The 25,929-nt window shown below is 63.5% G+C and carries 24 protein-coding genes and 1 tRNA gene; 15 read left to right on the forward strand and 10 right to left on the reverse strand.

Going from position 1 to position 25,929, the window contains the following annotated elements; genetic code table 11:
- Window positions 1-57: 57 nt before the first annotated feature.
- From cyoB to ACODSR_RS15140, 8 genes are all read left to right on the forward strand, one after another.
- The gene (gene cyoB, locus ACODSR_RS15105; RefSeq protein WP_489077480.1) at window positions 58-2,076 is read left to right on the forward strand and encodes a cytochrome o ubiquinol oxidase subunit I; all 2,019 of its coding nucleotides are present in this window, start codon (window positions 58-60) and stop codon (window positions 2,074-2,076) included.
- A 4-nt stretch (window positions 2,077-2,080) separates the two neighbouring features.
- The gene (cyoC, locus tag ACODSR_RS15110; protein WP_489077481.1) at window positions 2,081-2,725 is read left to right on the forward strand and encodes a cytochrome o ubiquinol oxidase subunit III; all 645 of its coding nucleotides are present in this window, start codon (window positions 2,081-2,083) and stop codon (window positions 2,723-2,725) included.
- Window positions 2,722-3,084, forward strand: a complete 363-nt coding sequence (cyoD, locus tag ACODSR_RS15115; RefSeq protein WP_489077482.1) for a cytochrome o ubiquinol oxidase subunit IV — start codon at window positions 2,722-2,724, stop codon at window positions 3,082-3,084. Before cyoC ends, cyoD begins: the two co-directional genes overlap by 4 nt.
- A 282-nt stretch (window positions 3,085-3,366) precedes the next feature.
- Entirely contained in the window at window positions 3,367-4,059 is a 693-nt protein-coding gene (locus tag ACODSR_RS15120; protein WP_489077483.1) for an SURF1 family protein, read from the forward strand.
- Complete coding sequence (locus ACODSR_RS15125) at window positions 4,056-5,393, forward strand: ATP-binding protein (RefSeq protein WP_489077484.1); 1,338 nt, start codon at window positions 4,056-4,058, stop codon at window positions 5,391-5,393. The genes ACODSR_RS15120 and ACODSR_RS15125 overlap by 4 nt, the downstream gene beginning before the upstream one ends.
- Complete coding sequence (locus ACODSR_RS15130) at window positions 5,390-5,923, forward strand: response regulator transcription factor (protein WP_119748125.1); 534 nt, start codon at window positions 5,390-5,392, stop codon at window positions 5,921-5,923. The genes ACODSR_RS15125 and ACODSR_RS15130 overlap by 4 nt, the downstream gene beginning before the upstream one ends.
- A gap of 35 nt (window positions 5,924-5,958) precedes the next feature.
- Window positions 5,959-6,032, forward strand: a tRNA-Gly gene (locus ACODSR_RS15135).
- 276 nt (window positions 6,033-6,308) lie between these two features.
- Window positions 6,309-9,221 carry a DNA methyltransferase gene (locus ACODSR_RS15140; RefSeq protein ID WP_489077485.1) on the forward strand — a complete coding sequence of 971 codons (2,913 nt, stop codon included), beginning with the start codon at window positions 6,309-6,311 and terminating at the stop codon, window positions 9,219-9,221.
- 205 nt (window positions 9,222-9,426) lie between these two features.
- Here ACODSR_RS15140 and ACODSR_RS15145 read toward each other — a convergent pair whose 3' ends face one another.
- Entirely contained in the window at window positions 9,427-10,341 is a 915-nt protein-coding gene (locus tag ACODSR_RS15145; RefSeq protein ID WP_489077486.1) for a sugar kinase, read from the reverse strand.
- Window positions 10,342-10,505: 164 nt separating this feature from the next.
- Here ACODSR_RS15145 and ACODSR_RS15150 point away from each other — a divergent pair, with 164 nt between their 5' ends.
- Together ACODSR_RS15150 and ACODSR_RS15155 are read left to right on the forward strand one after the other, a co-directional pair.
- Window positions 10,506-12,467 carry a hybrid sensor histidine kinase/response regulator gene (locus tag ACODSR_RS15150; protein ID WP_489077487.1) on the forward strand — a complete coding sequence of 654 codons (1,962 nt, stop codon included), beginning with the start codon at window positions 10,506-10,508 and terminating at the stop codon, window positions 12,465-12,467.
- Window positions 12,468-12,546: 79 nt separating this feature from the next.
- The gene (locus tag ACODSR_RS15155) at window positions 12,547-13,425 is read left to right on the forward strand and encodes an alpha/beta fold hydrolase (RefSeq protein ID WP_489077488.1); all 879 of its coding nucleotides are present in this window, start codon (window positions 12,547-12,549) and stop codon (window positions 13,423-13,425) included.
- Window positions 13,426-13,628: 203 nt separating this feature from the next.
- Here the strand turns inward: ACODSR_RS15155 and ACODSR_RS15160 are convergent, their stop codons facing one another.
- The gene (locus ACODSR_RS15160) at window positions 13,629-14,558 is read right to left on the reverse strand and encodes an NAD(P)H-dependent flavin oxidoreductase (protein ID WP_489077489.1); all 930 of its coding nucleotides are present in this window, start codon (window positions 14,556-14,558) and stop codon (window positions 13,629-13,631) included.
- Between the two features lie 138 nt (window positions 14,559-14,696).
- Between ACODSR_RS15160 and ACODSR_RS15165 the strand changes: the two genes are divergently transcribed.
- Entirely contained in the window at window positions 14,697-15,755 is a 1,059-nt protein-coding gene (locus ACODSR_RS15165) for a hypothetical protein (RefSeq protein ID WP_489077490.1), read from the forward strand.
- Window positions 15,756-15,820: 65 nt separating this feature from the next.
- Here the strand turns inward: ACODSR_RS15165 and ACODSR_RS15170 are convergent, their stop codons facing one another.
- Both ACODSR_RS15170 and epsC read right to left on the reverse strand, forming a co-directional pair.
- Window positions 15,821-16,159 carry a DUF2794 domain-containing protein gene (locus ACODSR_RS15170; protein WP_489077491.1) on the reverse strand — a complete coding sequence of 113 codons (339 nt, stop codon included), beginning with the start codon at window positions 16,157-16,159 and terminating at the stop codon, window positions 15,821-15,823.
- On the reverse strand, window positions 16,159-16,875 hold the full coding sequence (epsC, locus tag ACODSR_RS15175; RefSeq protein ID WP_489077516.1) for a serine O-acetyltransferase EpsC: 717 nt from the start codon (window positions 16,873-16,875) through the stop codon (window positions 16,159-16,161). The genes ACODSR_RS15170 and epsC overlap by 1 nt, the downstream gene beginning before the upstream one ends.
- Before the next feature lie 188 nt (window positions 16,876-17,063).
- Here epsC and ACODSR_RS15180 point away from each other — a divergent pair, with 188 nt between their 5' ends.
- A complete protein-coding gene (locus tag ACODSR_RS15180; RefSeq protein WP_489077492.1) occupies window positions 17,064-17,837 on the forward strand; it encodes a sulfite exporter TauE/SafE family protein in 774 nt (257 codons plus the stop codon).
- A gap of 39 nt (window positions 17,838-17,876) precedes the next feature.
- The gene (locus tag ACODSR_RS15185) at window positions 17,877-18,806 is read left to right on the forward strand and encodes a hydrogen peroxide-inducible genes activator (RefSeq protein ID WP_489077493.1); all 930 of its coding nucleotides are present in this window, start codon (window positions 17,877-17,879) and stop codon (window positions 18,804-18,806) included.
- 123 nt (window positions 18,807-18,929) lie between these two features.
- Here ACODSR_RS15185 and ACODSR_RS15190 read toward each other — a convergent pair whose 3' ends face one another.
- From ACODSR_RS15190 to pgsA, 3 genes are read right to left on the reverse strand one after another with little or no spacing between them, the layout of a single operon-like run.
- A complete protein-coding gene (locus ACODSR_RS15190; protein ID WP_489077494.1) occupies window positions 18,930-19,370 on the reverse strand; it encodes a molybdenum cofactor biosynthesis protein MoaE in 441 nt (146 codons plus the stop codon).
- Window positions 19,367-19,621, reverse strand: coding sequence for a molybdopterin converting factor subunit 1 (moaD, locus tag ACODSR_RS15195; protein ID WP_489077495.1), 255 nt, complete (start codon window positions 19,619-19,621; stop codon window positions 19,367-19,369). The genes ACODSR_RS15190 and moaD overlap by 4 nt, the downstream gene beginning before the upstream one ends.
- 9 nt (window positions 19,622-19,630) lie before the next feature.
- Window positions 19,631-20,194: a CDP-diacylglycerol--glycerol-3-phosphate 3-phosphatidyltransferase gene (pgsA, locus tag ACODSR_RS15200; protein WP_006954539.1), complete on the reverse strand. Its 564-nt coding sequence runs from the start codon at window positions 20,192-20,194 to the stop codon at window positions 19,631-19,633.
- A gap of 132 nt (window positions 20,195-20,326) precedes the next feature.
- Here pgsA and ACODSR_RS15205 point away from each other — a divergent pair, with 132 nt between their 5' ends.
- On the forward strand, window positions 20,327-21,637 hold the full coding sequence (locus ACODSR_RS15205) for an MFS transporter (protein WP_489077496.1): 1,311 nt from the start codon (window positions 20,327-20,329) through the stop codon (window positions 21,635-21,637).
- 124 nt (window positions 21,638-21,761) lie between these two features.
- On the opposite strand, the gene ACODSR_RS15210 is transcribed toward ACODSR_RS15205, so the two are convergent.
- A complete protein-coding gene (locus ACODSR_RS15210) occupies window positions 21,762-21,959 on the reverse strand; it encodes a hypothetical protein (protein ID WP_294132189.1) in 198 nt (65 codons plus the stop codon).
- Window positions 21,960-22,067: 108 nt separating this feature from the next.
- On the opposite strand from ACODSR_RS15210, the gene ACODSR_RS15215 reads away from it, so the two are divergent.
- Entirely contained in the window at window positions 22,068-24,122 is a 2,055-nt protein-coding gene (locus ACODSR_RS15215) for a transglycosylase domain-containing protein (RefSeq protein WP_489077497.1), read from the forward strand.
- A 111-nt stretch (window positions 24,123-24,233) separates the two neighbouring features.
- On the opposite strand, the gene ACODSR_RS15220 is transcribed toward ACODSR_RS15215, so the two are convergent.
- The gene (locus tag ACODSR_RS15220; RefSeq protein WP_489077498.1) at window positions 24,234-25,406 is read right to left on the reverse strand and encodes a BaiN/RdsA family NAD(P)/FAD-dependent oxidoreductase; all 1,173 of its coding nucleotides are present in this window, start codon (window positions 25,404-25,406) and stop codon (window positions 24,234-24,236) included.
- Window positions 25,406-25,855: a YaiI/YqxD family protein gene (locus ACODSR_RS15225; RefSeq protein ID WP_119745337.1), complete on the reverse strand. Its 450-nt coding sequence runs from the start codon at window positions 25,853-25,855 to the stop codon at window positions 25,406-25,408. Before ACODSR_RS15225 ends, ACODSR_RS15220 begins: the two co-directional genes overlap by 1 nt.
- Window positions 25,856-25,929: the final 74 nt, after the last annotated feature.

The raw sequence follows: 25,929 nt of genomic DNA on the forward strand, positions 1-25,929 counted from the left end.
GGAGGGGCTTTACAGCGATCCAAGCACCCCCTCCCCCCTTACAAGGCCGTAACGTCCATGTCCCCGCATCCCGCCTCCGAAAATAGCGGCATCTGGAAACTGATCTTCGGTCGGCTCGACTGGAGTTCGCTCCCGCTGCATGAGCCGATCGTCGTCGGCACCTTCCTGATGGTCGCGCTGGGCGGCGCGGTGGTGTTGGGCCTCGTCACCAAATATCGGCTATGGGGCACGCTGTGGCATGACTGGTTCACCACCGTGGACCATAAGCGCATCGGCATCATGTATATGATCCTGGGCCTCATCATGTTCCTGCGCGGCTTTGCCGACGCGATCATGATGCGGTTGCAACAGGCGATGGCCTTCAACGGCTCCGAAGGCTATCTGAACGCCCATCATTACGACCAGATTTTCACCGCCCATGGCGTCATCATGATCTTCTTCGTCGCGATGCCGATGATCACGGGGATCATGAACTATATCGTCCCGCTGCAAATCGGCGCGCGGGATGTCAGCTTCCCCTTTCTCAACAATTTCAGCTTCTGGATGACGACGGCGGGCGCGATCATCGTGATGATGTCGCTGTTCGTGGGCGAATTTGCCCGCACCGGCTGGCTCGCCTATCCGCCATTGTCCGGCATCGCTTACTCGCCGGGCGTCGGCGTCGATTATTATATCTGGGGCTTGCAGATAGCGGGCATCGGCACATTGCTATCGGGCGTCAACCTGATCGCCACCATCGTCAAGATGCGTGCGCCCGGCATGACGATGATGAAGCTGCCCATCTTCACCTGGACCTCGCTCTGCGCCAATGTGCTGATCGTCGCGGCCTTCCCGGTGCTGACCGCCGTGCTGGCGCTGCTCAGCCTGGACCGTTATGTCGGCACCGCCTTCTTCACCAACGACATGGGCGGCAACCCCATGATGTATGTGAACCTGATCTGGATCTGGGGCCACCCGGAAGTCTATATCCTGATCCTGCCCTTGTTCGGCGTGTTCAGCGAAGTCACCTCCACCTTCTCGTCCAAGCGCCTGTTCGGCTATAGCTCGATGGTCTACGCCACCATCGTCATCGCGCTGCTCAGCTATCTGGTCTGGCTGCACCATTTCTTCACCATGGGATCGGGCGCCAGCGTCAACAGCTTCTTTGGCATCACGACGATGGTGATCTCCATCCCGACAGGGGCCAAGCTCTTCAACTGGCTTTTCACCATGTATCGCGGGCGCATCCGCTATGAATTGCCGATGATGTGGACGGTCGCCTTCATGCTGACCTTCACCGTGGGCGGCATGACCGGGGTGCTGCTTGCCGTCCCGCCCGCCGACTTCGTGCTGCACAATTCGCTGTTCCTGATCGCCCATTTCCACAATGTCATCATCGGCGGCGTGCTGTTCGGCCTGTTCGCGGCGATCAATTACTGGTGGCCCAAGGCCTTTGGTTTCCGGCTGGAAACCACCTGGGGCAAGCGCAGCTTCTGGCTGTGGGTCGTGGGTTTCTGGGTCGCCTTCATGCCGCTATATGTGCTGGGCCTGATGGGCGTCACCCGCCGGATGCGCGTGTTCGATGATCCATCCCTGCAAATCTGGTTCCAGATCGCGGCACTGGGCGCGGTGATGATCGCGGCGGGCATCGCCTGCATGTTCATCCAGTTCGCGGTGTCGATCAAGAATCGCGACCAGTTGCGCGACATCACCGGCGATCCCTGGGACGGTCGCACGCTCGAATGGGCGACCAGTTCGCCCCCGCCCGACTATAATTTCGCCTTCACCCCCGTCATCCATGATGGCGACGCCTGGGCGGACATGAAGAAGCGCGGTTATCAGCGCCCGCTGACCGGTTACGCCGCCATCCACATGCCGTCCAACACCGGCACCGGCATTATCATCGCCGGCCTGTCGGTCGCCTTCTCGGTCGGGATGATCTGGTACATATGGTGGCTGGCGGGCCTGTCCTTCGTCGCCATACTGGCCGTCGCGATCGGCCACACGTTCAATTACAAGCGCGACCATTATATCCCCAAGGATGTGGTCGAGCGCATAGAGGGCGAGCGCAGCGCGCTGCTCGCAGCAAAGGGCTAACATCATGGCCACACGCTCCCAAATCGACCCCGCCTTCCTCGACAATGACGGCAAGCCCCTCTTCCATCTGGCGCACGAACCGCATCATCCCGAAGGGTCCAGCACCGCGCTGGGCTTCTGGATTTATCTGATGAGCGACTGCCTCATCTTCGCCTGCCTGTTTGCGACCTATGCAGTGCTGGGCGGCAATTATGCGGCGGGACCGGGGCCGCGCGACCTGTTCGACCTCAATCTCGTCGCGCTCAACACCGCGATGCTGCTCTTCTCGTCGATCACCTATGGCTTTGCCATGCTGGCGATGGAGAAGGACCGGGTCGGCGCGACGCAGGGCTGGCTGGCCATCACCGGCCTGTTCGGTCTGGCGTTCCTCAGCATCGAACTCTATGAATTCGCGCACCTGATCCATGAAGGCGCGACGCCGCAGCGGTCGGGCTTCCTGTCCGCCTTCTTCGCGCTGGTCGGCACCCACGGGCTGCACGTCACCTTCGGCATCATCTGGCTGGTGACGCTGATGGTGCAGGTCGGGCGCAAGGGTCTGATCGCGGCCAACCAGCGCCGCCTGATGTGCCTCAGCATGTTCTGGCACTTCCTGGACGTCATCTGGATCGGCGTCTTTACCTTCGTCTATCTCATGGGGATGCTGCGATGAGCGCGCACGATCACGAACATTCGCAAGGCGCCCATGGCACGATGGGCAGCTATATGATCGGCTTTGGCCTGTCGCTACTGCTGACCGCCATCCCCTTCTGGCTGGTCATGACCGGCTATTTCGCCAATCCGCAGGTCACCGCCTTCATCATCATGGGTTTTGCCGTGGTGCAGATCGTCGTTCACATGATCTACTTCCTGCACATGAACACCCGCTCGGAAGGCGGCTGGTCGATGATGGCGCTGATTTTCACGCTGGTATTGGTGGTCATCACCCTGTCCGGCTCGATGTGGGTCATGTATCATCTCAACGCCAATATGATGCCCCATATGGAGCATGATATGAGCCAGATGCCGTGACATCTATATGCGTCTAGCAGACATCCAGAACCACGACGGTTTGGCATTGGCGATTGTGTAATTCACAAACCTGGCACCAAAATCCTCCCCTACAAGGCAGGGCTATCGCATATGAACGGCATCTCATTTTACTTCGTCATGCTGAATTTATTTCAGCATCCATCGTGCCCCAAAAGCCGCCGCTGGTGACGCGAAATGGATCCTGAAACGAGTTCAGGATGACGATGAAGGAGGGGGCGGTTTCATATGCGATAGGCCTCCCCTGCAAGGGGAGGATGACCGATGACATCGGCAAATAGGTCGAAATTCCCGGTCGGCCTGACGCTGATCGCCGCCTTGCTGTTTGCGGGGCTGTGCGCATTGGGCGTGTGGCAGGTCGAGCGGCTGGCGTGGAAGCGTGACCTGATCGCCCGCGTCGATGCCCGCATCCACGCCGCCCCCGTCGCCGCGCCCGGTAGCGCCACCAAGGCCGACGAATATCGCCGCGTCACCGCCACCGGCAGCTTCCTGCATGATCGCGCGACTTTGGTGCAGGCCGCCACCATGCGCGGCCCCGGCTTTTGGGTGCTGACACCCCTGCGCCAAACCAACGGCACCATACTCCTCATCAATCGCGGCTTCGTGCCGCCCGACGCCCGCACCCGCTACGCCCGCCCGACCGGCATCGTCCGCGTCACTGGCCTTCTCCGCCTGAGCGAGCCGGGCGGCGGCTTCCTGCGGTCGAACGATCCCGCCGCCGACCGCTGGTATTCGCGCGATGTCGCCGCCATCGCCACAGCCCGCGCCCTGCCCGCCACGCCCACCTATTTCATCGACGCCGATGCCGACCCGCAACCCCAAGCCCTCCCCATTGGCGGCCTCACCGTCATCCGCTTCCCCAACAATCATCTTGTCTATGCGCTGACATGGTTCAGTCTGGCCGCCATGACCGCGGGCGCCTATATCCTCCTCATGCGCCAAAGCCGCCGCCCATGACCGCGCTCCTGCCGATAGCAACCCGCTGGCTCCCCAGCCAATGGCCCGCCGACGCCGCCGGGCGCAAGAATATGGCGCTGCTGGTCCAGTTGCGCTGGATCGCGCTGGCGGGGCAGGTGGCCACCATCCTGATCGTCCATTATGGCATGGGCATCCGCCTGCCGATGCTGCCGATGCTCGTCGTCCCCTGCATCGCGGCGGGGGTGAACCTCGCCAGCCTCGCCATATTGCGGCGGCGTACCGACATCACCCATGCCGAGCTGTTCCTGGCGCTGCTGTTCGACGTCCTCTCGCTTACCGCCCAGCTTTACATGAGCGGCGGCGCGACCAATCCGTTCATCTCGCTCTATTTGCTCCAGGTCGCGCTGGGCGCGGTGCTGCTGCATCGTTGGAGCGTATGGGGGATCGTCGCCGTATCCGCATTCTGCGCGGCAGGCCTGGCCTTCTTCTACCGCCCGCTTGACCTGAGTGAAACGCTGGAGGGCCGCCTGTTCGATCTCCACATCATCGGCACCTGGGTCTGTTTCACCATGATCGCGGTGCTGCTGGTGCTGTTCATGACCCGCGTGACCCGCAACCTGGCGGCGCGCGAAGCCTATCTGGCGCAATTGCGGCAACAGGCGGCGGAGGAGGAGCATATCGTCCGCATGGGCCTGCTGGCATCAGGTGCGGCGCATGAGCTTGGCACCCCCCTCTCCTCGCTCGCCGTGGTGCTGGGCGACTGGCGGCACATGCCCGAAATCACCACCCATCCCGCGCTGGTCGAGGAAGTGGAGGAGATGCAGGCCGCCGTCACCCGGTGCAAGGCGATCCTGTCGGGTATATTGATGTCCGCAGGCGAGGCGCGTGGCGAAGCGCCGCAGGTCACCAATGTCCGCGCTTTCATCGACAGCATGGCGCAGGGCTGGCGCGCCGCCAATCCGGGGATGCCGCTGCGCTGCGATTTCGGCCCGCACGACTATCCCCGCATCGTCGCCGATCCCGTCATTCGGCAGGCCATCACCAACCTGCTCGACAATGCGCGGGAGGCTGGCGCGACATATATCGACCTGCTGGTCGGGCGCGACAGCCAGTGGCTCAACATCGCCGTGCGCGACAATGGGCCGGGGTTCAGCGCCGACATGCTGGCCGATTTCGGCAAGCCCTATCGCTCCAGCAAGGGGCGGCAGGGTGGCGGCCTCGGCCTGTTCCTGGTCGTCAATGTCGTGCGTAAACTGGGCGGCAGCGTCAGCGCCAGCAACGGCGCGGACGGCGGCGCGCTGATCCTGCTGCGCCTGCCGCTCGGCACGCTGGCCATTGGGGAAGATTTGGCGATCGAGAAGGAAAAGCCATGACCGATAACCGTCTGCTTATGATTGTCGAGGATGACGACGCCTTCGCCAAGACGCTTAAACGCTCGTTCGAGCGGCGCGGCTATACCGTGCTGATCGCCGACAGCGTGGAAATGGTCACGATGCTGCTGGCCGATCATGATCCGGGCTATGCCGTCGTCGACCTGAAGCTGGGCGGGCAATCCGGGCTGGTCTGCGTCCAGGCGCTTCACGCCCATGATCCTGACATGCTGATCGTCGTGCTGACCGGCTTTGCCAGCATCGCCACCGCTGTCGAGGCGATCAAGCTGGGCGCGACCAATTACCTCGCCAAGCCATCGAACAGCGACGATATCGAAGCCGCCTTCGCCCGGTCCGGCGGCGACACCGCCACCCCGCTTGCCCCCCGCCCAACATCGATCAAGACGCTGGAGTGGGAGCATATCCATGAGGCGCTGAAAGATAGCGAGTTCAACATCTCCGAAGCCGCCCGCCGCCTGGGGATGCACCGCCGCACCCTCGCCCGCAAACTCGCCAAGCGCCAGGTTGGTTGACGGGACTTTTCCACCGTGGCAATGGGCGCTGCAACGCGGGTGTAGCTCAATGGTAGAGCTTTTGCTTCCCAAGCAAGTGACGAGGGTTCGATTCCCTTCACCCGCTCCATTCCCCCGATCATCTGGATAATCCCAAACGCGCCTTGGCGTCCGATGCCGGGCGCGCTAAGCCTGACATGAAGCGCGCTGATTGTGACTTATCTCCCCTCCCCGGCGGGGAGGGTTGATTGGAGGCACGTGACTCCAATCAAGGGAGGGGGAGCAAGGCGAAGCCACGCGTCCACGCTGGCGGCGGTACACCCCCACCCAACCTCCCCCTCAAAGGGGGAGGAGGTAAATGGTTATGGTCAACGCATCTTGCTATTGGCCCAGTTCAGGGGGATTCATGCGTTTAGGCTGGGATGAGATAAAGCGTCGGGCCAAGGCGTTCAGCGATGAATGGAAGAGCGCCCATTATGAGCGCGGCCAGACCCAGACATTCTACAATGAATTTTTCGAGATTTTCGGCATCAGGCGCAAGCAGGTGGCGATCTATGAACAACGGGTCAAACTGCTCAACAACCGGCATGGCTTCATCGACCTGTTCTGGCCCGGCACGCTGCTGGTCGAACAGAAAAGCGCCAGCCTGGACCTTGGCCGGGCGCAGGGGCAGGCGCTTGATTATGTGGAGGGCATCCACCCGACGCAGCAGCCGCGCTGGGTGCTGTCCTGCGATTTTCAAACCTGGGTGCTGCTGGACCTGGAAACCCGCACCCAACTGACATTCCGCCTTGCCGACCTGCACAAGCATATCACCGCGTTCGATTTCATGCTGGGCCGCAAGGTCAGTTTTGAGACCCAGGCGGGCGTCACCATCAAGGCGGCGGAACTGATGGGCAAGCTGCACGACGCGCTGGAGGAATCGGGCTATGTCGGGCATGATCTGGAACAATTGCTGGTCCGGCTGCTCTTTTGCCTGTTCGCCGACGACACCGGCATTTTCCAGCCCAAGGATATTTTCCTCCAGCTTGTCGAAAATGACACCAAACCCGATGGCAGCGATGTTGGCCGTATTCTCAATGACCTGTTCGACGTTCTTGATACGCCCGAACAGGCCCGCCAATCCACCCTGCAAGCGGAACTGAACGCCTTTCCCTATGTGAATGGCCGCCTGTTTGCCACGCGGGTCCGCACCCCGCATTTTACCCAGGCGATGCGCGACCATCTGCTCGACGCGGCGCGGCACGACTGGTCGGGCGTGTCGCCCGCCATTTTCGGGTCGCTGTTCCAGTCGGTGATGGACGCGAAGGAGCGGCGGGCCAAGGGCGCGCATTATACGACCGAAGCCAATATCATGAAGGTCATCGGCCCGCTGTTTCTGGATGATCTGAAATCGGAACTCGCCGCCATCATCGCGCGCAAGACGGGCCGGGACCGGGCGCTGGGCGAATTTCAGAACAAACTGGCGCGGCTGACCTTCTTCGACCCCGCCTGTGGTTGCGGCAATTTTCTGGTCATCGCCTATCGCGAAATCCGGGCCTTGGAACTCGAAGCGCTCAAGGCCCAATATGGCGAGCAACAGATTGACGCGGCCCTGCTGTCCCGCGTCACCGTCGATCAGTTTTACGGCATAGAATATGAGGAATTTCCGGCCAAGATCGCCGAAGTCGCGATGTGGATGATGGACCATATCGCCAATAATGCGATCAACGAAGCGTTCCGGCTCAACTATGCCCGCATCCCGCTGAAAGACAGCGCCCACATCCTGCATGGCGACGCGCTGGAAGCGGATTGGGCCGACCTGCTGCCGCCGGAAAAATGCAGCTATATCATGGGCAACCCGCCTTTTGTTGGCGCGAAATATCAAAGCGAGTTTCAGCGCGGGCAGGTGCGGCGGATCGCCGGGCTGGGCGGCAGTGGCGGCACGCTGGATTATGTTGCGGCATGGTTCATCAAGGCGGGGCAATATATACGTCCCACCCATTTAATAGAAAATGGGCGTTCAACTTATGGCACGCATTCTGCCGTGTCTTACCGCACAGAACGCCATGCGTATAATATCCGCATCGCCTTCGTGTCCACCAACTCGATCACGCAGGGCGAACAGGTGGCGCAGCTCTGGCCGATCCTGTTCGACCGGCACGGGCTGGAAATCGCCTTCGCCCACCGCACCTTCAACTGGTTCAGCGAAGCCAAGGGGAAGGCGCATGTCCATGTCGTCATCATCGGCCTTGCCCACCGCGACCATGAACCGGCGGAAAAGCGGCTGTTCAGCTATCCCGACATCAAGGGCGATCCGGTCGAAAGCCGCCATGCCGCGCTGACGGCCTATCTGTTCGATGCGAAGGGTGTGGCGAACCGGCATCTGGTGGTGAAGGAGGAAGCGAGGCCGATCAATGGGGCAGGAAAGGTTGTGATTGGTTCCAAGCCGATTGATGGCGGATACTTGATATTCGACGCGAAAGAACGGGCTGAATTGTTGGCCGCTGAACCGGAAGCCGACGATTTTATTCGTCCATTCATCGGAGCGCAGGAGTATATCAACGGTGGAATGAGATGGATCGCTACTTTGCAATCCGCCGCCCCTGATCGGCTGAGAACTTTGCCGAGGTTGATGGAGCGCATTGCGTTGGTGCGTCAGTTTCGCGAGGGTAAGATTCCACCAAAAGGGAAAGGTGACGAAAAGAAGGTTGCGCCGGGACTTTCGTCAAAGGCACTGGCCGCAACGCCAACTGCATTTCACGTCACTGTTATTCCAACTGCTCCGTTTCTTGCTATTCCCGAAGTCAGTTCAGAGCGGCGGGATTACATACCCCTTGGTTGGCTGGAGCCACCAACTGTTCCTAGCAATAAGCTTCGGATTCTTCCGAATGCAGGTCTTTGGGAGTTTGGCATTTTGACCTGCCGGGCGCATATGGCATGGCTTGCGCACGTTGGCGGGCGGCTAGAGAGTCGTTTTCAATATGGAATTGGGGTCGTCTACAACACCTTCCCATGGCCCGACGCCACCCCCGCCCAGCGCGCGAAGATAGAGGCGCTGGCGCAGGCGGTGCTGGATGCCCGCGCGGCCTATCCCACGTCCAGCCTCGCCGATCTCTACGACCCGGACACCATGCCCGCCGACCTGCGCCGCGCCCATGCCGCGCTGGACCGCGCGGTGGACCGCCTCTACCGCTCCGCCCCGTTTGAAACCGACCGCGACCGGGTGGAGCATCTGTTCGGCCGCTATGAGGCGCTGGTCAATCCGCTCGAACGGCTGGGCGCCGCAAAAAACCGCCGCGTCGCGCGCAAGGCCGGTCAGGATGCGGGCGAGGGTTAGGGCGACGTGCGGCTAGCGTTTACCGGCGAAGGCCGCAGTACGCGATTCCAAATGCTGTGCCAGACACTCTGGACGCATCCTCCCCTGCAAGGGGAGGTGGCAGCACGAAGTGCTGACGGAGGGGTGTTGCCCTCTCGATAGCGGGACACCCCTCCGTCTGGCCTGCGGCCAGCCACCTCCCCCACCGGGGGAGGATGCGTTCCCCTCAATAAGGCGCATCTCCATCCCGCGCGGGAATCGCACCCCGCCGGCCGATATTCCAGCCCGCCAGCCGATGCCCCGCCAGCGCCGCGTCCACCGGCACAGCGCCTGCCAGTCGCGCGTGGAGATAGCCGCCGTTGAACGCATCGCCCGCCCCGCTGGAATCGATCACCGGCACCCTTTGCGGGATCGGCACGATGGTGCCATCGACCAGGCAGCCATCACCGCCCAGCTTCACCACAACCTCGCGTCCCTCGCCCGCGCCCCAGCGGGCGGCGGCGTCCTGCGCGTCGTCGGCTGCGCCCATCTCCACCTCATCCGCCAGCGTCGGCAGGCCCATGTCGCTGACCGCAATCGCCCGGTCGCGCCAGTGGCAGGCGGTCGCCGCGTCGCTCCACAGGCGCGCGCGATAATTGCCGTCGAAGGCGATCCTGCCGCCCTTGGCGCGCACCGCCGCGCACAGGGCCAGCAACGCCTCCCGCCCCGCGTCCGGCAGGATGGCGAGGGTAATCAGCGAGAAATAGAGCAGGTCGGATTGCGCCGCCTGCGCCACCATATCCGCGCTGCCGGGCAGGTCGAACATCCGCCGCGCCGCTGCCTCGCCCCGCCAATAATGGAAGCTGCGCTCCCCGGTCGCGTCGGTCTCGATCGCGTAGAGACCGGGCAGCCGGTCCGCCGCGCGCAGCACCAGGCTGGTGTCGACCCCTTCCGTCTCCCACGCCGCGCACAGTTCCGCGCTCATCGGGTCCGCGCCCAGAGCGCTGGCCAGCCGCACCCTGTCGCCCGACCGCGCCAGGTGGATCGCGGTGTTGATGACATCGCCGCCATAGCGCAGGTTCCAGCTGTCGCCGCTCCCCCGGCTCAGTTCCAGCATCGCTTCGCCGATGACCGTGACATTCGCCTTCGCTACGCTGCCCATTCTCAATCCCGCTCCTTATGACACCGGTTTCCTGCGGAGTAGCCGCTCCCAAGTCAAGCCAGGACGCCAACAAAGGCGATCCACCGGGAACGATCACATGACATGGGCGTTTTGCCTGTGGCAAGGACGCATATGATCCATCGACGTCCGCCTTCGGGGAATTCATGATTAGCGCTGCGCCTGGACGTCCCGACAACCGCTTTGAACTGCTGGTCCAGAGCGTTACCGATTACGCCATCTACATGCTCGATCCCACCGGCATCGTCGTCAGCTGGAACGCGGGCGCGCGCCGGTTCAAGGGCTATGAGGCGGACGAGATTATCGGCCAGCATTTTTCCCGTTTCTACACGGCGGAGGATCAGGCCAGCGGCGTGCCTGCGCTGGCGCTCTACACCGCCGACCATGATGGCCGGTTCGAAGCCGAAGGCTGGCGCGTGCGCAAGGATGACACGCATTTCTGGGCCAGCGTCGTCATCGACCCGATCCGCGATCCGCAGGGGCAATTGCTGGGTTTCGCCAAGATCACCCGCGACCTGTCCGAACAGCGTGCCGCGCGCGAAGCGCTGCGCCACAGCGAAGAACGCTTCCGCCTGCTGGTGGAGAGCGTCACCGACTATGCCATCTATATGCTGGACCCCATCGGCACGGTGACGAGCTGGAACCGGGGGGCGGAACGCTTCAAGGGCTATCGCGCGGACGAGATTGTCGGGCAGAATTTCTCCCGCTTCTATAGTGAAGAGGACCGGATGGCCGGCCTCCCCTCCCGCGCGCTCCACACCGCCGAAACCGAAGGCCGGTTCGAGGCGGAAGGCTGGCGCATCCGCAAGGATGGCACCCGTTTCTGGGCCAATGTCGTGATCGACCCGATCCGCGATCCGCAGGGGCAATTGCTGGGCTTTGCCAAGATCACCCGCGACCTGACCGAACGGCGCGAATCGCAACGCGCGCTGGACGAGGCACGCGACGCCATCGTCCAGACGCAAAAGATGGACGCGATCGGCAAGCTGACCGGCGGGGTCGCGCATGATTTCAACAATCTGCTGGCGGTGATCGTGGGCAGTCTCGATCTGGCGCGGCAACGCATGGGCAGCGGCGCGGACATCAGCCGCTATCTCGACAATGCGATGGCCGCGGCGGAACGCGGCGCGACGCTGACGCAGCGGATGCTGGCCTTTGCCCGCAAGCAGGAACTGAAACTGCAAAGCGTCGATTGCATCGGGCTGGTCCGCGACATGGCCGACCTGCTCCAGACGACTTTGGGGTCCGGCATCACCATCGAAACCCGCTTCCCGATCGCCCTGGCCGCCGCCCATGCCGATCCGGCGCAGCTGGAACTGGCGCTGCTGAACCTGGCGGTCAACGCCCGCGACGCGATGCCGGGCGGCGGGCTGATCATTGTCGAGGCGGCGGAAGTCTCGGTCGATACCGGCGAACGGCCCGATCTGGCAGCGGGCGACTATGTCCGCCTGGCCGTTACCGATGCGGGCGAAGGGATGGACGAAGCGACGCTGCAACGCGCGCGCGAACCCTTTTTCACCACCAAGGGCGTCGGCAAAGGAACCGGGCTGGGCCTGTCGATGGTCCATGGCTTTGCCCAGCAATGCGGCGGATCGCTGACCCTGTCGAGCGAGATCGGGGTCGGCACCAGCGTCGCGCTGTGGCTGCCCGTCGCCAGCGCCGATGCGGTGGAGGCCGCCCCGGCGCGCAGCGAGGCTGTGGACGGCCTCGACACGCCGATGGTCATATTGGCGGTCGATGATGATGATCTGGTGCTGATGAACACGGCGGGGATGCTGGAGGATCTGGGCCATACCGTGTTTCAGGCCAGCAATGCGGTCGACGCGCTGCGCCTGCTGGAACAGGGTGCGGTCGATCTGGTGGTGACCGACCATGCCATGCCCGGCATGACCGGCGCGCAACTGGCCGACGCGATAGAGGCCTGTTTTCCCGGCCTGCCCGTCATCATCATCACCGGCTTTGCCGAACTGCCCCCCCACGCCAGCGCCCGCCCGCGCCTGGACAAGCCGTTCAAACAGGCCGAACTTGCCCGCATCGTCAAGGCCAGCCGAGCGTCGCGCGCCGCCGACCGGCTTGTCCATGCTAGCGTTGCGCCGGGCGGCGATTGACGCTTTTGGCGGATAGGGGCTTGCCAGCGGCCTGCACATCGCCAATGGGGCAAATATTCCAACAAAATCGCAGGATTACATGGACACGCCGTTTGCGCCCACCCCGACATCGCATTTCTTCACGTCGCTGCGCACCCGGCTCCACTATCTCGACTGGGGCAATCCGTCCGCACCCACGCTGATCCTGATCCATGGCGGGTTCGACCATGGGCGCAGCTGGGACTGGACGGCGCGCGCGCTGGCGAAGGATTATCATGTCGTCGCCCCCGACCTGCGCGGCCATGGCGACAGCGGCTGGTCGGCCGACGGCGCCTATATGATGACCAACTATGTCTATGATCTGGCGCAGCTGGTGGACTTGCTGGACCGGTCACCGGTCACGATCGTCGGCCATTCGCTGGGCGGGTCGATCGCGCTGCGCTATGCCGGGCTGTTCCCGGACAAGGCGCACAAGATCGTCGCGATCGAAGGGCTGGGCCTGTCGCCCGACCGGATCAGGGAACAGGCGGAAGAGTCAGAACCGGACATCTGGCGCGCCTGGATCGAAACCCGCCGCTCCAGCGCCCGCCGCACCCCCAAACGCTATCCCACGATCGAGGCGGCAGTCGGGCGGATGCGCGAACGCAACGAACATCTCTCGCTCGAACAGGCGCTGCACCTGACCATCCATGGCGTCAACCGCAATGAAGATGGCAGCTATAGCTGGAAATTCGACCCCTATCTCAACGGCATGGCACCCCAAGCCGGGTCGGACGACAGCCTGCCCGCCTTCTGGGCGCGGATCACCGCGCCGACCTTGCTATGCCTGGGGCTGGACAGCTGGGCGTCCAACCCGGTCAGGGACGGCCGCGCCGCCCACTTCACCAACGCCCGCCTGGTCGAATTCGCCGATGCCGGCCACTGGCTCCACCACGACCAGTTTGCGCGTTTCATTGCGGAATTGCGCGCGTTTTTGTGAGTTTATCCTTCCCCAGTGTTCAGGGGAATAGGATATGGTTTTTCGTAATCTCTCAACGTCATCCTGAACTTGTTTCAGGATCCATCGTGCGCCAAAAGCCGCCGCTCGTGCCGAGAAATGGACCCTGAAACAAGTTCAGGGTGACGAGTTAAGGTGGGCGCGGTTCCATATGCGATAGCTCTGCCTCACAGGGGAGGATGCGATTACGCCACGAACCCCGCCACCGCCGCGTCATATTCCGCCTTCAGCCCCGCGATGAACGCGCCAGCAGACTGCACCTTCGTAACCGCGCCGATCCCCTGCCCGCATCCCCACACATCGCGCCACGCCTTCTTGTCGGTCATCGCGCTGGCAAAATCCATGTCCGCCGCTTGTGGCAGCGCGTCCGGGTCCATGCCCGCCGCGACGATGCTGGGGCGCAGATAATTGCCGTGGACGCCAGTAAATACGTCGGAATAGACGATGTCGTCCGCCTGACTGTCGACGATCATCTGCTTGTAGGCCGCATCGGCATTGGCCTCGCTCGTGGCGATGAAGGGTGACCCCATATAGGCCAGGTCCGCCCCCATCATCCGCGCCGCCGCGATCGACCGCCCCGTCGCGATCGACCCGGACAGGGCCAGCGGCCCGTCGAACCACTGGCGGATTTCCTGCACAAGAGCGAAGGGCGACAGCGTTCCGGCATGACCACCGGCCCCCGCCGCCACCGCGATCAGCCCGTCCGCGCCCTTCTCTATCGCCTTGCGCGCGAAGCGGTCGTTGATGATGTCATGCAGCACGATCCCGCCATAGCTGTGGATCGCGTCATTCACCTTTTCCTGCGCGCCCAGCGACGTGATGATGATCGGCACGCGATATTGGACGCACAGCGCCAGATCCTCCTCCAGCCGGGGATTGGTCTTGTGGACGATCAGGTTGACGGCAAAGGGCGCATCCTTGTCAGTCAATTCCGCCTGAAGCCGTTGCAGCCAGCTTTCGAACACCCCCGAAGGCCGGGCATTGAGCGAGGGGAAAGCGCCGACGATGCCCGCGCGACACTGGGCGATGACCAGTTCGGGCTGCGATATGATGAACATGGGCGATCCGATCAGCGGCAACGACAAACGGCCTTGAAGCGATGTCGGCAGGGTCATGATCGCGGCTCTCCATTTTTGTTCGCCATCCGCGCTATCATTCGCCGGGCCGCAGAAAAAGGCCAAATCAACTGTATTGATGATATAATACAGTCGTGGTATGAAGAGACATAATCAACAGTCCTTGGGAGCTGGACGATGTATAGCGAGAGCGATCTACAGGATGCCGTAGCGGCCGGGGCAATCCCGGCGCAAAGTGCGCAGGCGCTGCGCGACCATGTCGCCCGGTTGCGGTCCAGCCCGGTGGTGGATGAAGAATCCTTCCGCCTGCTGACCGGCTTCAACGATATTTTCGTGTCGATCGCGGGCGTAATCCTGCTGGTCGCGGTCGGCTGGCTGGGCAACAGCATCCGGCTGGGCGCGGCGGAACATCATCCCTCACTGATGTCGGGCCTGCTGGTCGCGGCGACCAGCTGGGGGCTGGCCGAATATTTCACCCGCCAGCGGCGCATGGCGCTGCCGTCGATCCTGCTGCTGGCAGGCTTTGTCGGCGGGGTCGCCTTTTGCCTGGGCGCGCTGGCCGCACAGCTCTTCCCCGATGCAGGGCATCGCGGCGGCGCGCTGATCCTGTCGGGCGTGGCAGCGTTCAGCGCCTTGGCGGCCTTCGCACACTGGCGGCGCTTCATGGTGCCGATCACGGTCGCGGCGGGCGCAGGCGCAGCGGCGCTCGTCGTCGCCAGCCTCATCATTGCGGCGGTGCCTTTCAATCAGACACTGCCCTTCCTGCTGCTACTGGCGGGCGGTCTCGCCATCTTCGCCTTCGCCATGTGGTGGGACATTTCCGACCGCAGCCGTATCACCCGCCGGTCCGACGTCGCCTTCTGGCTGCATCTGACCGCCGCGCCGATGATCGCCCATTCGCTGTTCCACCTGCTCGGCGTGTTCGACGGGGATGACATCAGCGTCGCCAAGGCAGTCATGGTAATCGCCCTCTATGTCGCCTTCGGCCTCGTCGCCCTGGCGATCGACCGGCGCGCGCTGCTGGTCTCCAGCCTCGCCTATGTCCTCTTCGCCCTCTATGCCCTATTCAAGCAGGCAGGCGCGGTCGAACTGTCCGCCGCCTTCACCGCGCTGGTGATCGGCTCCTCGCTGCTGCTGCTGTCGGCGCTCTGGCATCACGCCCGCACGCTGGTGGTGGGCGGCCTGCCCCCGGTGCTGACCGACAAGCTGCCCTATCTGGACCGCGCACCGGCGTAAAAATCCTCCCCAAGCTTGCCTTGGGGAGGGGGACCAGCCGAAGGCTGGTGGAGGGGCAATTAGGACTACCCCTCCACGATCCGCAACAATTTACGCTCGACCGGGGCCAGGACATTCTGCAACTCCTGGCCCCGCTTCAATATATGGCCACCTTCGCCGACCAGCGCCCACATGCCCTGCCGGTTGCGGAGTGCCGGGCGCTTTTCGATGCGATATTCGGGGCGTTCGGCGGCACGGCGGAACGCGCTGAAAATCGCGGCCTCCCGCCCCATATCCATCGCATAGTCGCGCCAGTGCCCGGCCGATACCATCCGGCCATACAGGTCCATGATCCGCTGCAATTCCAGCCGGTCGAACCCGACCTGCCCCGCCCCATCCTTGGGAAACGGCGTCACATTCGACATCAGGCCCGGTCACGCGCCTTGAACAGCGAAGCATCCTCGTCGGGCAGCCTTGGCTTCTGCTGTTCCGCGATCAGTTCGGCCAGCCGCTTCTGCAACTGTTCGACCTCGCACTGGAGCAGTTCCAGCTTCTGCTTTTCGGGGTCGAAGCAATCGGTGCAGGGCGTGCCATAGGGCATGAAGTCGCGCTGATAGGCGGTCACATCGACCAGCATCGCGCGCGCCGGGATGCCCACCATCGTCGCGCCTTCGGCCACATCCTTGGTCACGACTGCATTGGCCCCGACCCGCGCCCGCGCGCCGACCGTCACCGGCCCCAGCACCTGCGCGCCAGACCCGACGATGACGCCATTGCCCAGCGTCGGGTGACGCTTGCCCGCAATACCGTTGGCCGGGTCAGTCCCGCCCAGTGTCACATTTTGGTACAGCGTGACATCATCGCCAATCTCCGCCGTCTCGCCAACCACGGTAAAACCATGGTCGATGAAGAAACGCTTGCCGATTTTGGCACCCGGATGAATGTCGTTCCCGGTCAGGAAGCGCGAGAAATGATTGACCGCCCGCGCCAGAAAATAGAGCCGCGCCCGGTAGAGCCGATGCGCCACCCGGTGGAAAGCCAGCGACCAGATGCCCGGATAAAGCAGGATTTCCGCCCTCGATCGGGGCGCGGGATCGCGCGACTTGACCGAATCAAGATAGGCAATGAGGTTGCGCACCATCCACATATTCCCGAACCGGGCGTGCATGGCCGCACGCCGCTGTAGCAAAATCGACCCCAACATAGCGTCCCAGGTCCGATTTTTCCAGAGACGGTGCTATTTCACCTTGGCGACCCGAAATAGAAACTTGCTTGGCGCGCCCGGATAAGCCAATCATAGAGGTAGACAATCAGACCAGAGGCCACCGGATGATCGACTCCTTCATCGCCCATTTCGGCGAAATCCTGCCCTTCATCCTTGTCGGCTTTGGCGCCCAGATGGTCGATGGCGCGCTCGGCATGGCCTATGGCGTCATCTCCAGCACCCTGCTGCTCACGCTCGGCATACCGCCCAGCCGCGCCTCGGCCAGTGTCCATGTCGCTGAAACCTTCACCACCGCCGTGTCCGCGATCAGCCATATCCTGCACAAGAATGTGGACTGGAAGCTGTTTTCCAAACTCATCATCCCCGGCGTCATCGGCGGCGTGACCGGTGCTTACGTCCTGTCCAATATCGACGGCGCGGTCATCAAACCCTATATCCAGACCTATCTCGCGGCCATCGGCCTCTATCTCGTCTGGCGCGGCTTTCACCTGCCGCCCAAGCAGAAGGACCCCAAATGGGTTGCGCCGCTGGGCCTGACCGGCGGTTTCCTGGACGCGACCGGCGGTGGCGGCTGGGGTCCGATCGTGACGTCCAACCTGCTGTTGCAGGGGTCCAGCCCGCGCCATACGATCGGCACGGTCAACACGGTCGAATTCTTCCTGACCCTGTCGATCAGCATCACCTTCCTCATTCATCTGGGCTGGCAGGCCTTCACCACCTATACGCTCGGCCTGCTGATCGGCGGCGTCGCGGCGGCCCCGATCGGCGCGATGCTTGCCCGGCATATCCCGCCCCGCCTGCTGTTCACCGCGGTCGGCATCATCCTGACCATCACGTCGATGTTCGGCCTTGCCAAATTTCTTGGATATATCGGCTAAGGCACTTATATTCGGCTTTCTGATCGAGGAAGCCGATAGATGTCCAACTACATGCCGACCCTCAAACAGCTGCAATATCTGGTTGCACTCAAGGAACAGGGTCATTTCGGCAAGGCGGCCGACAGCTGCTACGTCACCCAGTCAACCCTGTCTGCGGGCATAAGAGAGCTGGAGTCGCTGCTCGGCGTCACCCTGGTCGAGCGCACCCGCCGCGTCGTCCGTTTCACCGCGCTCGGCGATCGCATCGTGGAAAAGGCGCACCGTGTCCTGCGTGAGGCGGAGGAACTTTCCGCCATCGCCGAAGCGTCCGGCAAGCCGCTGTCGGGCGAATTGCGCATGAGCGTGATCCCGACCATCGCCCCCTTCCTGCTGCCGCGCCTCCTCCCCCGGCTGCGCGCCGACCGCCCCGAACTCAAACTCTATCTGCGCGAGGAAACGACGACAGCGGCCATCGAATCGCTGCGCCACGGCAATGTCGATTGCGTCCTGCTCGCCCTCCCCTTCCCCACCGGCGAACTGGAAAGCGAGATCCTCTTTCAGGACCGCCTCTATGTCGCCTTCCCGCGCGATGATCCGCGCGACCCACCCGACTGGATCGGGCCGGAGATGATCGACGAGAGCAAATTATTGCTGCTGGAGGATGGTCATTGCCTCAAGGACCATGCGCTCGCCGCCTGCAACCGCCCCGAATTGCGCGCCAGCGCGATCATGATGGGGACGTCGCTGCACACCCTGATCCAGATGGTCGACAATGGCCTGGGCGTCACCATGCTGCCCGAAATGGCGATCACCAGCGGCATTTTGGACCATACCCAGATCGTCGCCCGCCCGCTCCGATCCGACCGCGCTTGGCGCGACATCGCCCTGGTCTGGCGCAAGAACAGCCCGCGCGAAAAGGAATTTCATCTGCTCGCCGGGATATTGCGTGAGGCATCCGACCCTCCGGCGGTGATGGTGGAGGCAGCCTGACACCCACCTCCGTTCGTTTCGAGCCCTTCGACTGCCCGCCTGCGGCAGGCGCTCAGGATAAACTACGTCGAGAAACCTGGCGCACTGGTTTCTCGACTTCGCTCGAAACGAACGGAGATCAGATCAACCCCACCCCTTGGCCTTCACCTCATCCTCAACCCGCGCCTCGACCCACCCGGTCGCGCCACCGGCAAAATGCTCCTTCTTCCAGAAGGGCGCCTCCGATTTCAGCCAGTCGATCAGGAAGGCGCAGCTTTCCAGCGCCGCAGTGCGATGACGCGATGCGGTGCCCACGAACACGATCCGCGCACCCGGCTCCAGCCGCCCGAAACGGTGAATGACGCTTAGGCCCAGCAGCGGCCAGCGCGCCATCGCCTCGTCGCAGATGCGGTCGACCTGCGCCCGCGTCATCGCCGGATAATGTTCCAGTTCCAGCGCGACCAGCCCGCCGCCACCGCGCACCACGCCGGTAAAACTCGCCACGCCGCCGCCGCCCAGCGCTTCGAGCGCGGCCAGTTCCGCCGCGACGTCGAAGTCGCCAGCCTGCACCGCGACGCGCTTCATCCCCCGGTCACCGGCGGAAACAGCGCCAGTTCGCGCGCGTCACCGATCAGCGTATCGAGGCCCACGAACCTTTGGTCCAATGCTGCCCGCAGCCGCGTCGCGTCCCCCAGCGCCTCGGCATAACCGCCGCCCCGCGCCGCCAGCCCAGCCACCAGATCGGCAACGGTCGCGCCCATTTCAGGCCGCGCCACCTGCTCCTCATCCAGCCCGATCCGTTCGCGCACCCAGGCGAAATAGACGATAGTGAGCATCGGCCCGGTTCAATCCATATGCTTTATGCCGACGCGCAGATAATCCCAGCCGGTTATCAGCGTCAGCAGTGCAGCAGCCCATAGCGTCACGATGCCGACCGCCTGGACGAAGGGAAATTGCGGCACCGCCCCCGCCAGGATCAACGCGCCCAGCGCAATGATCTGAAAGGTCGTTTTCCATTTGGCCAGCCGCGACACCGGCACCGACACCTGAATCCCCGCCAGAAACTCGCGCAGGCCCGACACCGCAATCTCGCGCAACAGGATGATCATCGCGGCAACGATGTGGATGCCCGCTATGTCGCGCGTCGCGCTCAGCATCAGGATGACGGCGGCGACCATGATCTTGTCGGCAATGGGGTCCAGGAAAATGCCCAGCCGCGACACCGCCCCCTGCGCGCGGGCCAGATAGCCGTCGAAATAATCGGTAATGCCCATCAGGCAATAGAGCGCAAACGCCAGCGCATAGCCGGTGATCCAGCGCGCGCCCATTTCCGCGGGCCACAGCAGGGCGACCAGCAACGGCACCGTGACGATGCGCGAAAGCGTGAGCAGATTGGGCAGCGTCAGCATCGCAGCCGACTGCCACAGTCCGGCCCGACGCACAAGGTGGGCCGCATGTTTGCGGTGACGGGATTGGACAGCGGCACCGGCAGCGGCTAGACCCCGCCCCGGTCGCTAACGGTAAAGAAGCCAGATTCATCCATGAAAGCCTCGCTCAGGCTCCTCAACAAGCGCCGTTTTTTGCCGCTTTTCGTCACCCAGCTGCTGGGCGCGTTCAACGACAATCTGTTCAAGAACGCGATGGTGCTGTTCGTCGTCTATCAGGTCTATAATGACGAACGGTCCGAAACCTGGTTCAGCGCACTGGCGACCGGCATCTTCATCCTGCCCTTCTTTCTGTTGTCGGCGCTATCGGGGCAACTGGCCGACCAGCGCGACAAGGCGGTCATCATCCGCTGGGTCAAGGGCGCGGAAATCGCGATCATGCTGGTTGGTGCGACGGGCCTTGGCCTCATCTGGGGTGGCATCGCCATCCACACGCTCGCCATTCCGCTGCTGCTGCTCGCTTTGTTCGCCATGGGAGTTCACTCCACCTTCTTCGGCCCGATCAAATATGCGATTTTGCCCCAGCATCTTTACGATGAAGAAGTGCTGGGCGGCACCGGCCTGGTGGAGGCGGGCACCTATATCGCCATATTGGCCGGCACGATCCTCGCTGGCCTGATCCCGGTGGAGATCGCCGCGATCGGCATCGTCATCACCGCGCTGATCGGCTATGTCGCGGGCCGTGAAGTGCCGCCCGCCCCGTCGCTGCTGGAACGCACGCCGATCGATTTCCACATCATCCGCTCGTCCATCACTTTGGTGCGCGGCACCATGCACATCCGCCGCCTGTTCCTGGCGATCATGTCGATCAGCCTGTTCTGGGCGGTCGGCTCCATCCTGTTCATCCAGTTTCCGCCGCTGGTCAAAAATGTGCTGACAGCCGATAAATCGGTCGCCAGCCTGTTCCTGGCCATTTTCTCGATCGGCATCGCCATCGGATCGGTCGCGATCAACCGGCTGCTCTGCGGCCATGTGTCGGCAAAATATGCCCCGGCCTCGGTCATCGGCATGGGCGCGTGCATCGTCGCCTTCCATGTCGTGTGCGCATTATGGACACCCGCGCCCGCCGGGCAGATGCTGTCCTTTACCGGCTTCCTCGCCCATCCCATGGCGATCGCGCTGTCCGCCTGCCTGCTGGGTGTTGCGACCTTCGGCGGCATGTTCGTCGTGCCGCTCTACGCCTTCCTGACCACCACGGTCGAAAAATGCGAAGCGGCCCGCACTGTCGCGGCCAATAATATCGTCAATTCAGGCGCGATGGTGATCGGATCGGTGATGGCGATCGGCCTGACGATTGCCGGGCTGTCGGTGGTGAAGCAGCTGCTGCTGGTCGCCCTGCTCTGCCTGCCCTGCGCCTGGCTGGCGTGGAAACTGCACAAGGCCTGCGACGGCCCCGTCTGTGCTTAAAATCCTCCCCCTGTGGGGGAGGTGGCGTCGCGTAGCGATGACGGAGGGGTGTCGCCCTCTCGATAGCTCGACACCCCTCCGTCTGGCCTGCGGCCATCCACCTCCCCTTGCAGGGGAGGATTTCCTAGGAAATGAAGCTGTAGAATGCCGTGAAGAAGGCGCAGAAGCTCAACCCAAACAGCTTCCAGTCGCTATCGTCATCAACCATCTTCCGCTTGCGCGCAGGCGCTGGCTCCACGACGCGCAGCACATGCTGGGGCAAGCGCTGGCGAAAGGGGTGACGGGCGGATTCGGTCGTCAGGACAAGGGGGCGTGTTCGCATAGCCACTGGTTAACGCATTATTTACCTTTGGGGCCATCGCGAAAGATGGTTAACATTGGCCTGTCCCGGCGCGGGACAGACTTGACTGTATCAGGTGAATAATACAGCATGGCTGAACCGATGACCGATCCGTCCAGCACAACTGACTCCGCCGCGCTGCCTCCGCGCGAATTCGGTGCCGGGCCGCCCAGCGCCTTCGCCCCGCCCACGCCCTGGCGGCGACGGTTACAGATTGTCGGCTGGATCGTAGCGGCTGGCCTTGCCGTGCTGATGCTGATGATCGGCTGGCTCGCCGTCACCGCCCCGCTCTCCCGATCGCTCCAGCCCATCGCGCCGCCCAGCATCAGCCTGATGTCGGCCGACAGTCACCTCATAGCCCGGCGCGGCGCGGTGATCGACACGCCGGTCACCATCGCCCATCTGCCCGCCCATGTGCCGCAGGCGTTCATGGCGATAGAAGATCGGCGCTTCTACAGCCATTGGGGCGTCGATCCACGGGGCGTCGCCCGTGCCGCCTGGCACAATCTCTGGTCGGACGGATCGTCGCAGGGCGGCAGCACCATCACCCAGCAACTCGCCAAGGGCGTGTTTCTCTCCAGCGATCGCACCATGGGGCGAAAGGCGCGCGAGGCGATGATCGCCTTCTGGCTCGAAGCCTGGCTGACCAAGGACCAGATCCTCGAACGCTATCTTTCCAACGTCTATTTCGGCGACAATGTGTACGGCCTGCGCGCCGCCTCGCTCCATTATTTCAACCGCGCGCCCGAACGGCTGACCATCTCGCAGGCCGCGATGCTGGCAGGCCTGCTGAAAGCCCCCTCCCGCCTCGCGCCGACCAGCAACCTCAAGGGCGCGCGCGCCCGCGCCGCGCTGGTGACGCAGGCGATGGTGGACGCTGGCTATATCAGCCAGGCCGAACGCAACGCCCTGCCGCCTGCCCGCCTCAATGTCCGCGAAACCCCCGATACCACCACCGGCACCTATTTCGCCGACTGGGTGCTGCCCGAAGCCCGCGACCGGGCAGGCGCGGTCTATGGCGAACAAAAGATCGACACCACGCTCGACTGGCGCATCCAGCGCCTCGCCGAAGCCGCCATTCGCCGCGCGCCGCTGGGCGGGGCGCAGGCGGCGCTTGTGGCGATGAAGCCCGACGGCAGCGTCGTCGCCATGGTCGGCGGCAAAAATTACACCAAGAGCAGCTTCAACCGCGCCTTCCAGGCCAAGCGCCAGCCCGGATCAACCTTCAAGCTGTTCGTCTATCTCGCCGCCTTCCGCGCGGGCATGACGCCGGAGGATATGATCGACGACACGCCGATCACCACCGGCAGCTATCGCCCGGCCAATCATGGCGGCAAATATCGCGGCCGCATCAGCCTGCGTCAGGCCTTCGCCGCCTCCAGCAATGTCGCCGCCGTCCGCCTGACGCAAAAGGTCGGCGTCGACAATGTGATCAAGGTCGCCCGCGATCTGGGCGTCACCGCGCCGCTCACCGAGGATCTGAGCCTCGCGCTCGGCACATCGGAAATTCCGCTCATCGAACTGGCCGAAGCCTATGCAGCGGTCGCGGCGGGTGCCTATCCCGTCCTCGCCCACGGCCTGCCGCCCGAAGAGCAGGGCTGGTTCGAGCGGCTGATGGCGCGCCAGCGGTCCTTCGATGACGATGAACTGGCGATGATCCGCGATCTGCTCTCCTCCGCTGCCAATCGCGGCACCGGCAGCGCGGCGGCGCTACGCACCAGCACCTTTGGCAAGACCGGCACGACCCAGGACAGCCGCGACGCGATCTTCGTGGGCTATGCCGGTGGCCTCGTCACCGCCGTCTGGATCGGCAATGACGACAATAGCCCGCTCCCCGGCGGCGCGGCGGGCGGCGGCATCCCCGCGCGCATCTGGCGCAATTTCATGAGCGGCGCGATCAACGAAACGGTCGAGGATGCCCCGGTCGAAACCCAGGACGCAGACCTGGTCAACGCCATCGCCAATATCAGCGTCGAAACCGGCATCGGCAATGTCGGGATCGGTGTAGACGAAGGCGGTATGACGGTGAATATCGGCGGCAGCCAAATCCGCCTGCCCAACGACCCACCTGCCCCGCCAGCCGATGTACCCCCACCCCGCATCGCCCCCACGCAACCGCCGGAGGGCGGGGATAGCGGGCCGTAACCCAACACCCGTCATCCCAGCGAATGCTGGGATCTCACTTTTCTTCTGCCGCGCAAAGGAAGAGAGATGCCAGCTTTCGCTGGCATGACGGCGTAGGCCGCGAAAATATCCCTAAATCGCCTGCCCAGCAGCCCAGCCACTGGCCCAGGCCCATTGGAAATTGTAGCCGCCCAGCCAGCCGGTCACGTCCACCGCCTCGCCGATCGCGTACAGCCCCGGCACCTTGTTCGCCTCCATCGTCCGCGATGAAAGCCCTGCGGTAGCGATCCCACCGACCGTCACTTCCGCCTTGGCATAGCCCTCCGTTCCCGTCGGCTCGAACGGCCAGTCATGCAGCCGCGCGCCCAACTGCCGCAGCGCCTTGTCGGACAGATTGCCCATCTCGCCCTGCACCCCGGCCCGCTCCAGCAGCGCATCGGCCAACCGCTCGGTCAGCGCCTGCGCCACCAGCTTGCGCAGGCTGGCGCGGGGCCGGTCGCGCTTGGCCTCGATCAGCCATTCGGCCCCATGATCGGGCAGGAAATCGACATGGATCGGCGTGCGATGCTGCCAGTAGGAGGAAATCTGCAACATCGCCGGGCCGGACAGCCCGCGATGAGTGAACAAGGCCGCCTCGCGAAACCGCACCTTGTTCCAGCGCACCACGACGTCCGCCGACACCCCCGACAGCGCCTGAAACAGCGCCTCCTCCGCCCCCAGCGTAAACGGCACGAGCGCCGGGCGCGGCTGGATAATCGCCAACCCGAATTGCCGCGCGACCTCATAGGCAAAGCCGGTCGCGCCCATCTTCGGAATGGATGGCCCGCCGGTCGCCAGCACCAGCGCAACCGCGCGATGCTCCACCCCGCCCGTCGTCACCCGATACAGCCCGTCGCCATGGCTCACATCCGCCACCGGCTGCCCCAACGCCAGCGTCACGCCGCCCTTGGCGCATTCCTCTTCCAGCATCGCGACGATCTGCTTGGCCGACCCGTCGCAGAATAGCTGCCCCAGCGTCTTTTCATGCCAGGCAATGCCATAGCTATCGACCAGCGCGATGAAATCCTGTGCGCTATACCGCCCCAGCGCCGACTTGGCGAAATGCGGATTGGCCGACAGATAGCGATCCGCCGCCGTATCGACATTGGTGAAATTGCACCGCCCGCCGCCCGAAATCAGGATTTTCTTGCCCACCTGGTCGGCATGATCGACCAGCAGCACCCGCCTGCCCCGCTGCCCCGCGACAGCCGCGCACATCATCCCCGCCGCGCCAGCCCCCAGGATGATCGCGTCCCAATCGGCCATCAGCGGCCTCGTTTCAGGCGCACCAGCGCCTCGTCCAGCGCCGACAGGAATCGCGACCGGTCATTCTTGCCAAAGGGCGGCGGCCCGCCAATCTGTTCGCCGCCTGCCCGCAAATCCGCCATGATCGCCCGCGTGGCAATCGCCGCGCCGATCGAACTCAGCGTAAAGGGCTTGCCATTGGGCGCGATCACCACCGCGCCCGCTTTCAGGCAGCGGTCCGCCAGCAAAATGTCGGCGGTGATGCACACCGAACCCGCATCGGCCCGCTCGGCAATCCAGTCATCCGCCGCATCGAACCCGTCGCTCACCACCACCCGGTCCAGCAATTCATGCGCGGGGATTCGGATCGGGCTGTTGCTCACAATCGTCACCGGCACGCCATGGCGAAAGGCGACCTTGTAAATCTCATCCTTCACAGGACAGGCATCGGCATCGACCAGAATCTTCATGGATGGCGCGATAAGCTGGGGAACGGCACTTCACAATGGCCCGATTGAAGCGCCCCGTGTTCCCGCGCAGGCGG

The sequence above is a fragment of the Sphingobium sp. FG125 genome (assembly GCF_057809795.1).